General features: G+C 77.6%; 1 protein-coding gene. It reads right to left on the bottom strand.

Features of this window, described 5'->3' with window-relative positions; translation table 11 throughout:
• Positions 1-73: 73 nt before the first annotated feature.
• A partial coding sequence (locus tag ACFY15_RS32270; protein ID WP_390691530.1) for a type I polyketide synthase occupies positions 74-7552 on the bottom strand: 7479 nt, incomplete at its 5' end.

A 7552-nucleotide genomic window follows, 5' to 3' on the forward strand; every position in this document is an offset into this window, starting at 1 on the left:
ACCCGCTTGAGGTAGTCGCGGATCTTCGCCGAGTTGTCGGAGGCGCCGGCGGTGGGGGCGGGGGCGGTGTCCGTCACAACTGCTCCTCGATGAAGGCGAAAAGTTCCTCGTCGTCGGCCGACGCCAGCAGCACATCAGCGGCCGCGGCCGGGTCCGGCGCCGGGGCCGGGAGGCCGGACGCCGCGCCGGCCGGGTCCGCGGGCGGGCCGTCGGAGCGGCCGTCGGCGGCGGGACCGGCGGCCAGGGCGGCGACGAGGCCGGTGAGCCGGCGGTGCACGGTCTCGCGGCGGATGTCGTCGGCGGCGAGGACCGCGAGAGCGGCCTCCAGGGCGGCGAGCCCGGCGAGGGCCGCCTCGCCGGCCTCCCGGCCGCCGGACGCGGCGGTGTGCAGTTCCGCGCCGACGTGCTCGGCGAGGGCCTGCGCGGTGGGGTGGTCGAAGACGACGGTGGCGGCGAACCGCAGTCCGGTGGCGGCGGCCAGCCGGTTGCGCAGCTCGACGGCGGTCAGGGAGTCGAAGCCGGCCTCGCGGAACGGCCGGGCGGGGTCGACGGCTTCGGGGCCGGTGAAACCGAGGACCCCGGCGACCTCGGTCCGCACGAGCGCGAGCAGTTCCCGGCTCCGGGCGGCCCCGTCGAGGCCGGCCAGCCGGTCCGCCAGGACTCCTGCCGCGTCCCCGGCGGGGGCCGGAGCACCCGCCGGGACGGCCGGGGCGCCGCCGGGACGGGCGGCGCGCGGCGCGGCGCCGGCGTCCGGGACCAGCGCGCGCAGCAGGACGGGTACGGCCTCACGGCCGTGGGCGGCCTGCTCCCGGCGCAGGGCGGGGACGTCGAGGCGGAGCGGGACGAACAGGGCCTCGTCGGCGCGGCCGGCGGGGGCGGCGAGGGCCCGGTCGAAGAGGGCGAGGCCCTGGTCGCTGTCCATCGGGGCGAGGCCGGAGCGCCGCATGCGGCGCAGGTCGGCCCCGGAGAGGTGCCCGGTCATTCCGGTGGCCTCGCCCCACAGGCCCCAGGCCAGGGAGACGGCGGGCAGTCCCGCGGCGCGGCGGTGCTGGGCGAGGGCGTCGACGAAGGTGTTCGCGGCGGCGTAGTTGGCCTGGCCGGGGCGGCCGAGGAGGCCGGCGGCGCCGGAGAACAGGACGAACGCGGACAGGGGCAGGTGGGCGGTCAGTTCGTGCAGGTGCAGGGCGGCGTCCGCCTTGGGCCGCAGGACGGTGTCCAGCCGGCCGGCGTCGAGGGCGGTGAGGGCGCCGTCGTCGAGGACGCCCGCCGCGTGGACGACGGCGGTCAGCGGGTGTGCGGACGGGATTCCCGAGAGCAGTGCTTCCACTGCGGATCGGTGTCCCGTGTCGCAAGCGGTGATCTCGACGTGGGCGCCCAGCGCGGTCAGTTCCCGTTCGAGCTCGGCCGCCCCCGCGGCGGCGGGCCCGCTGCGGCTGACGAGCAGCAGCCGCCGCACGCCGTGCGCGGTGACGAGGTGGCGGGCGAAGAGCCGGCCGAGGGTGCCGGTGGCCCCGGTGACCAGGACGGTCCCCTCCGGGTCGAGGGCGGCGGCCGCCGCGGGCCGCGCGGTGGTGTCCGGGCGGGCCAGGACGGGGGTGCGGACCTCGCCGTCGCGGAGCGCGAGCTGCGGAGCGCCGCCGGCGAGGGCCCCGGCCAGTGCGGCCGCCGAGGCCTCGGTGCCGTCGGTGTCGACGAGGACGAACCGGCCGGGGTGCTCGTTCTGCGCGGAGCGCACGAGCCCCCACAGTCCGGCGGCCGCCAGCCCGGGCAGCGCCTCCCCTGGCCGGGTGGCCACGGCGCCCTGGGTGAGCACGACCAGACGGGTCCTGTCGTACCGCGCGTCCTGCCCGAGCCAGGCGCGGAGCAGGTCCAGCCCCCGGGCGAGGGTCTCCCGCACCGCCCCGGGCGAGGGCGCACCACCGGTGCCGGCGGCGCCGTCACCGGCCGCGTCGGCCGGGAACTCCACGACGACGGCGTCCGGGACGGGGCCGCACGCCTCCGGGGCAGCGCACAGCGCCCCCAGGTCCGGGTGGACCTCGGCCCCGGCGGCCCGGGCCACCCCGAGCGGGTCGGCCCCGGCCACGGCGATCCGTACCGTGCCGCGGCCCGCACCAGTGGCGGTGGTGTTCCGCCAGTCGATCCGGTAGAGCGGCAGTGCGGTGCCGGACGCGCCGAGCAGCGCGTCGAGGTGCTCGCGGGCGACGGGCCGCATCACGAGGGCGTCGAGGGTCAGGACGGGCGCCCCGGCCGGGTCGACGGCCTCCAGGGAGACCGCGCCCTCGCCGGTGCGGGCGATGCGGACGCGCAGGGCGTCCGCGCCCGTCGCGTACAGGGCGGCCCCCTGCCAGGCGAAGGGCAGCAGCACGGACCCGTCGGGTACGTCGAGGAGCCCACCGGCCAGCCAGGGCTGGAGCGCGGCGTCGAGCAGCGCGGGGTGCACCCCGTAGTGCGCCGCGTCCGCCCGGACCCGGGCGGGCAGGGCGACTTCGGCGAATACCTCGCCGTGGCGGCGCCAGACGGATCCGATCCCGGCGAACGCCTCCCCGTACTCGTAGCCGAGGTCCGAGAAGCGGGCGTACACGTCCTCGGCTTCGACGCGTTCGGCGCCGGCCGGCGGCCAGGCGGCCCCGTCCGCCCAGTCGGCCGGGGCGGGCCCGGGCCGGCCGGCGGCCGGGGTGAGCGTCGCGGTGCCGTGCCGGGTCCAGGGGGCGTCCCCGTCCTCGGCGCGGGAGTGCAGGGTCAGTGCGCGGCGGCCGCTCGCGTCGGCCGGCCGGACCCGCACCTGGAGCTGGACGGCTCCGCGGCGGGGCAGCACGAGCGGGGCCTCCAGGCCGAGTTCCTCCAGGCCGCCGCTGCCGGTCGCGGCGGCGGCGTGCAGGGCGAGCTCGACGAAGGCGGTGCCGGGCAGCAGGGCGCGTCCGGAGACGGCGTGGTCGGCGATCCACGGGTGGTCGGCGAGGGAGACCCGCCCGGCGAACACCGTCTCGCCGCTGTCGGCCAGCGGCAGCGCACCGCCCAGCAGCGGGTGGGTCTCCCAGGCCATCCCGAACCGGGCGGCCGCGGCGTCGCCCACACCGGCGGGAGAGGTGGGCGCCCAGTAGTGCGTCCGCTGGAAGGCGTACGTCGGCAGCGGGACGCGGCGGGCGCCGGTCCCCTCGAAGAGGGAGGCCCAGTCGATGTCCGTCCCCCGGACGAACAGTTCGGCGGCGGAGGTCAGGAACCTCTCCAGGTTCCCCTCCTGGCGCCGGAGCGAACCGACGGCGGTGACGTCCGTGCCCGCCGCTTCGGCCGTCTCCTGGATGCCGATGGTGAGGACCGGGTGGGCGCTGGACTCCACGAAGGTGGCGAAGCCCTTGGCGAGCAGGGCGCGGACGGTCTCCTCGAAGCGGACGGGCCGGCGCAGGTTGCGGTACCAGTACGCGGCGTCGAGGACGGGTTCCCGGAGCAGACCGCCGGTCACGGTCGAGTAGAAGGCAACCTCCGGCCGGCGCGGGACGACCGGCCCCAGAACCTCCAGCAGCTCCGCCTCGATCCGCTCCACGTGCGCCGAGTGCGAGGCGTAGTCCACGGGCACCTGACGCGCCCGGATCCCCTCCCCCTGCGCCTGGGCGACGAAAGCGGCCACGGCGTCCGCGTCACCGGCGACCACCGTGCCGGACGGCCCGTTGACCGCAGCCACACCCAGACGTCCCGTCCAGCCCTCCAACCGCTCCTCGACATCGGCGAGCGGCAGCGGAAGGGAAGCCATGCCCCCGAGCCCGGCCAGCTCACGCCCGATCACAGCAGCACGCAAGGCGACCACCCGGGCCGCGTCCTCCAACGACAGCGCACCCGAGACGGCAGCAGCCGCGATCTCACCCTGCGAATGACCGACCACCGCATCCGGCACCACGCCCAGGGAACGCCACACCTCAGCCAGGGCGACCATCACCGCCCACGTCACCGGCTGGACCACATCCACCCGGTCCAGCGACAGCCCCTCCCGCACGACCTCCACCACATCGAAGTCCACGAACGGCGCGAGGGCGTCCGCGCACTCCCGCAGCCTGGCAGCGAACACCGGCGAGGACTCCAGCAGCCCCGCACCCATCCCCACCCACTGCGTCCCCTGACCCGGGAACACCCACGCCACCCGACCGGCGTCGGCCGCGACGCCCTCGACGGTGACGGCGCCCAGGGTGACCCGCCGGTGCTCGAACACCGAACGGCCCACGGCCAGGGTGAACCCGGCGTCGAGCGTGCGCAGCCCCTCCAGGCCGCCGCGGAGCCGGTCCGCCTGCTCCCGCAGGGCGGGCGCCGACTTCGCCGACAGCACCAGCGGGACCACCGGGAGTGCGCGCGGTGCGCCGGGGGCGGTCTCCTCGGCCGGGCCCGGGGCCTGCTCCAGGATCACGTGCGCGTTTGTCCCGGACACGCCGAAGGCCGAGACGCCGGCCCGCCGGACCCGGCCCGCTTCGGGCCAGTCGCGGGTCTCGGTCAGCAGCTCGACGGCGCCCGCCGCCCAGTCCACTTGCGAGGACGGCGCGTCCACGTGCAGGGTCCGGGGCAGCTTGCCGTGCTCCAGCGCCTTGACCATCTTGATGACGCCGCCCACACCGGCGGCCGCCTGCGGGTGCCCGATGTTGGACTTGAGCGAGCCCAGCCACAGCGGCCGGCCGTCCGGCCGCTGCCCGTACGTCGCGAGCAGCGCCCGGGCCTCGATCGGGTCGCCGAGCCGGGTGCCCGTGCCATGCGCCTCGACCACGTCCACGTCCGCGGCGCCCAGCCCGGCGTTGGCCAGCGCCTGGCTGATGACCCGTTCCTGGGAAGGGCCGTTGGGGGCGGTGAGGCCGTTGCTGGCGCCGTCCTGGTTGACGGCGTCGCCGCGGACGACGGCGAGCACCGGGTGTCCGTGGCGGCGGGCGGCGGAGAGACGCTCGACGAGGAGCATGCCCGCGCCCTCGGCCCAGCTGGTGCCGTCGGCCGCGTCCGCGAAGGCCTTGCTGCGCCCGTCGGCGGCCAGACCGCGCTGGCGGGAGAACTCCACGAACAGGCCGGGCGCGGCCATGACGGTGACACCGCCCGCGAGGGCCAGGTCGCACTCCCCGGCCCGTACGGCCTGCGCGGCGAGGTGCAGCGCCACCAGGGAGGAGGAGCAGGCGGTGTCGACGGAGACCGACGGGCCCTCCAGGCCGAGCACGTACGAGATGCGGCCGGAGACCACGCTGGCGGACTTGCCGGTGAGCAGGTAGCCCTCGTGTTCCTCGGAGGCCTCGTGCAGCCGGGAGGCGTACTCCTGGTGGGTGAGGCCCGCGTAGACGCCGGTCCGGCTGCCGCGCAGGGAGCGCGGGTCGATGCCGGCGCGTTCCAGTGCCTCCCAGGAGGTCTCCAGGAGCAGGCGCTGCTGCGGGTCCATGACGAGGGCCTCGCGGGGGGAGATGCCGAAGAAGTCGGCGTCGAACCCGGCGGCCCCGTGCAGGAAGCCGCCTTCGCGGACGTACGTCGTACCGCGCCGGCCCGCCTCCGCGTCCGGCTCGTACACCTCGTCGAGGTTCCAGCCGCGGTCGGCGGGGGCGGCGCCGATGACGTCGCGCTCGTCCATGACGAGGTCCCAGAGCGCCTCGGGAGTGTCGGCGCCGCCGGGGAAGCGGCAGGCCATGCCGACGATGACGACGGGGTCCTCGTCCGGGGCCGGTACGGGCGCGGACGGCACGGGGGCAGGGGCGGCGGACGTGCCGTCCCCCGTGCCGAGCAGCTGGTCCAGCAGGTGCGCGGCGAGGACGGCCGGGCTGGGCCGGTCGAAGACGACGGTGGCGGCCAGGCTCAGTCCGGTGGCCCGGACCAGGCGGTTGCGCAGCTCCAGGGCGGTGAGGGAGTCGAACCCGGAGTCCTTGAACGCCCGGTCGGGCCGGACGGCTTCGGTCCCCGGGTGCCGCAGCACGGCGGCGGCCTCGGTGCGGACCAGCTGGACGAGGAGCCGGGTGCGCTCGGCGTCGGACAGGGCGGCGAGCCGCCCGGCGAGCCCGTCGGCAGGTCCGGCGTCCGTCGCCGTCCGCTGCCGGGCGGCTTCCAGCGCGCGGCGGGCCTCGGGCACGGTGTCGAAGACGGGCCCGGGGCGCAGGGCGGCCGTACGGGGGGCGAACTCCGCCCAGTCGACGTCGATGACGGTGAGGCAGACGTCGGCGTGGCCCAGGGCCCGGTGGAGGGCTTCGATGCCCTCGTCGGGGTCCATGGCCCTGATGCCCCGGCGGCCGAGGCTCTCCTCGCCGGCGCCTTCGGCCATGCCGCCGCCGCCCCACAGGCCCCAGGCGAGGGAGGTGGCGGGCAGGCCCTCGGCGCGGCGCTGTTCGGCGAGGACGTCGAGGGAGGCGTTGGCCGCGGCGTAGGCGGCCTGGCCGCCGTTGCCCCAGGTGCCGGTGACGGAGGAGAAGAGGACGAAGGCGTCCAGCTCCAGGCCCCGGGCGCGGGTGAGTTCGTGCAGGTGGCGGGCCGCATCGGCCTTGGGGGCGCGGACCTCCCGGAAACGGTCGGCGTCGAGCGCGGCGATGACGCCGTCGTTGAGGACGCCGGCGGTGTGGAAGACGGCGGTGGGCGGGTGGGCGTCCAGGAGGGCGGCGAGCGCGTCCCGGTCGGAGACGTCGCAGGCGGCCACGGTCACCTCGGTGCCGAGGGCGCGCAGTTCGGCGGCCAGCGCGTCGGCGCCGGGCGCGCCGGGGCCACGGCGGCTGGTGAGGACGAGGTGCCCGGCACCGTTGCGGGCGAGCCAGCGGGCGACGTGCGCGCCGAGGGCTCCGGTGCCGCCGGTGACGAGGACGGTGCCGCGGGCCCGCCAGCGGGCGCCGCCGGCCGGGGCGGCGGGCGGCAGGGCCCGGGCGACGCGGCGGGCATAGGAGCCGGAGGGACGTACGGCGATCTGGTCCTCGGCACCGGGACGGCCGCCCTGGGCGAGGGCGTCGGCTACGCGGTCGAAGGCGCGGTCGTCGGGCTGCGCGGGCAGGTCGACGACGCCGCCCCACAGGTGGGGCAGTTCGAGGGCGGCGACCCGGGCGAACGCCCAGACCTGCGCCCCGAAGTCCTCGGGCAGTTCCCCGGGCGCGGCGGCGACGGCGGCGCGGGTCAGCGCCCAGACCGGGGCGTCGGTGCCGGCGTCCCCGATGGCCTGGACGAGGGCGAGGGTGGCGGGCAGGGCGCCGGGGGTGCGGGCGAGTGAGAGGAGAGAGAGGACTCCGCCCAGGTCCTCGTACGCGGCGAGTGCCTCGGCGAGTCCGGTACGGGTGGCGGTGGCCGCGTCGACGGTGAGCCGCTCGGTGTCGGCCCCCCGGCGGGCGAGCGCGGCCTCGGCCGCGTCGGCGAGGGCGGTGTCCGTCCCGCCCGGGGCCACCACCAGCCACCGCCCGTCGAGCCGCGCCGGCGCCCCACTGCCGCCCAGCCCCTTCCAGGTGGTGCGGTAGCGCCAGCCGTCGATGCCGTCCGGCCCGGCGGCCGGGGCGGCGGCGGGGGCGGAGGGCTCCAGCCAGTGGTGCTCGCGCTGGAAGGCATACGTCGGCAGGTCGACGCGGCGGGCGCCGGTCCC

Source organism: Streptomyces sp. NPDC001373 (assembly GCF_042895815.1).
In the GTDB taxonomy this organism is placed as follows: domain Bacteria; phylum Actinomycetota; class Actinomycetes; order Streptomycetales; family Streptomycetaceae; genus Streptomyces.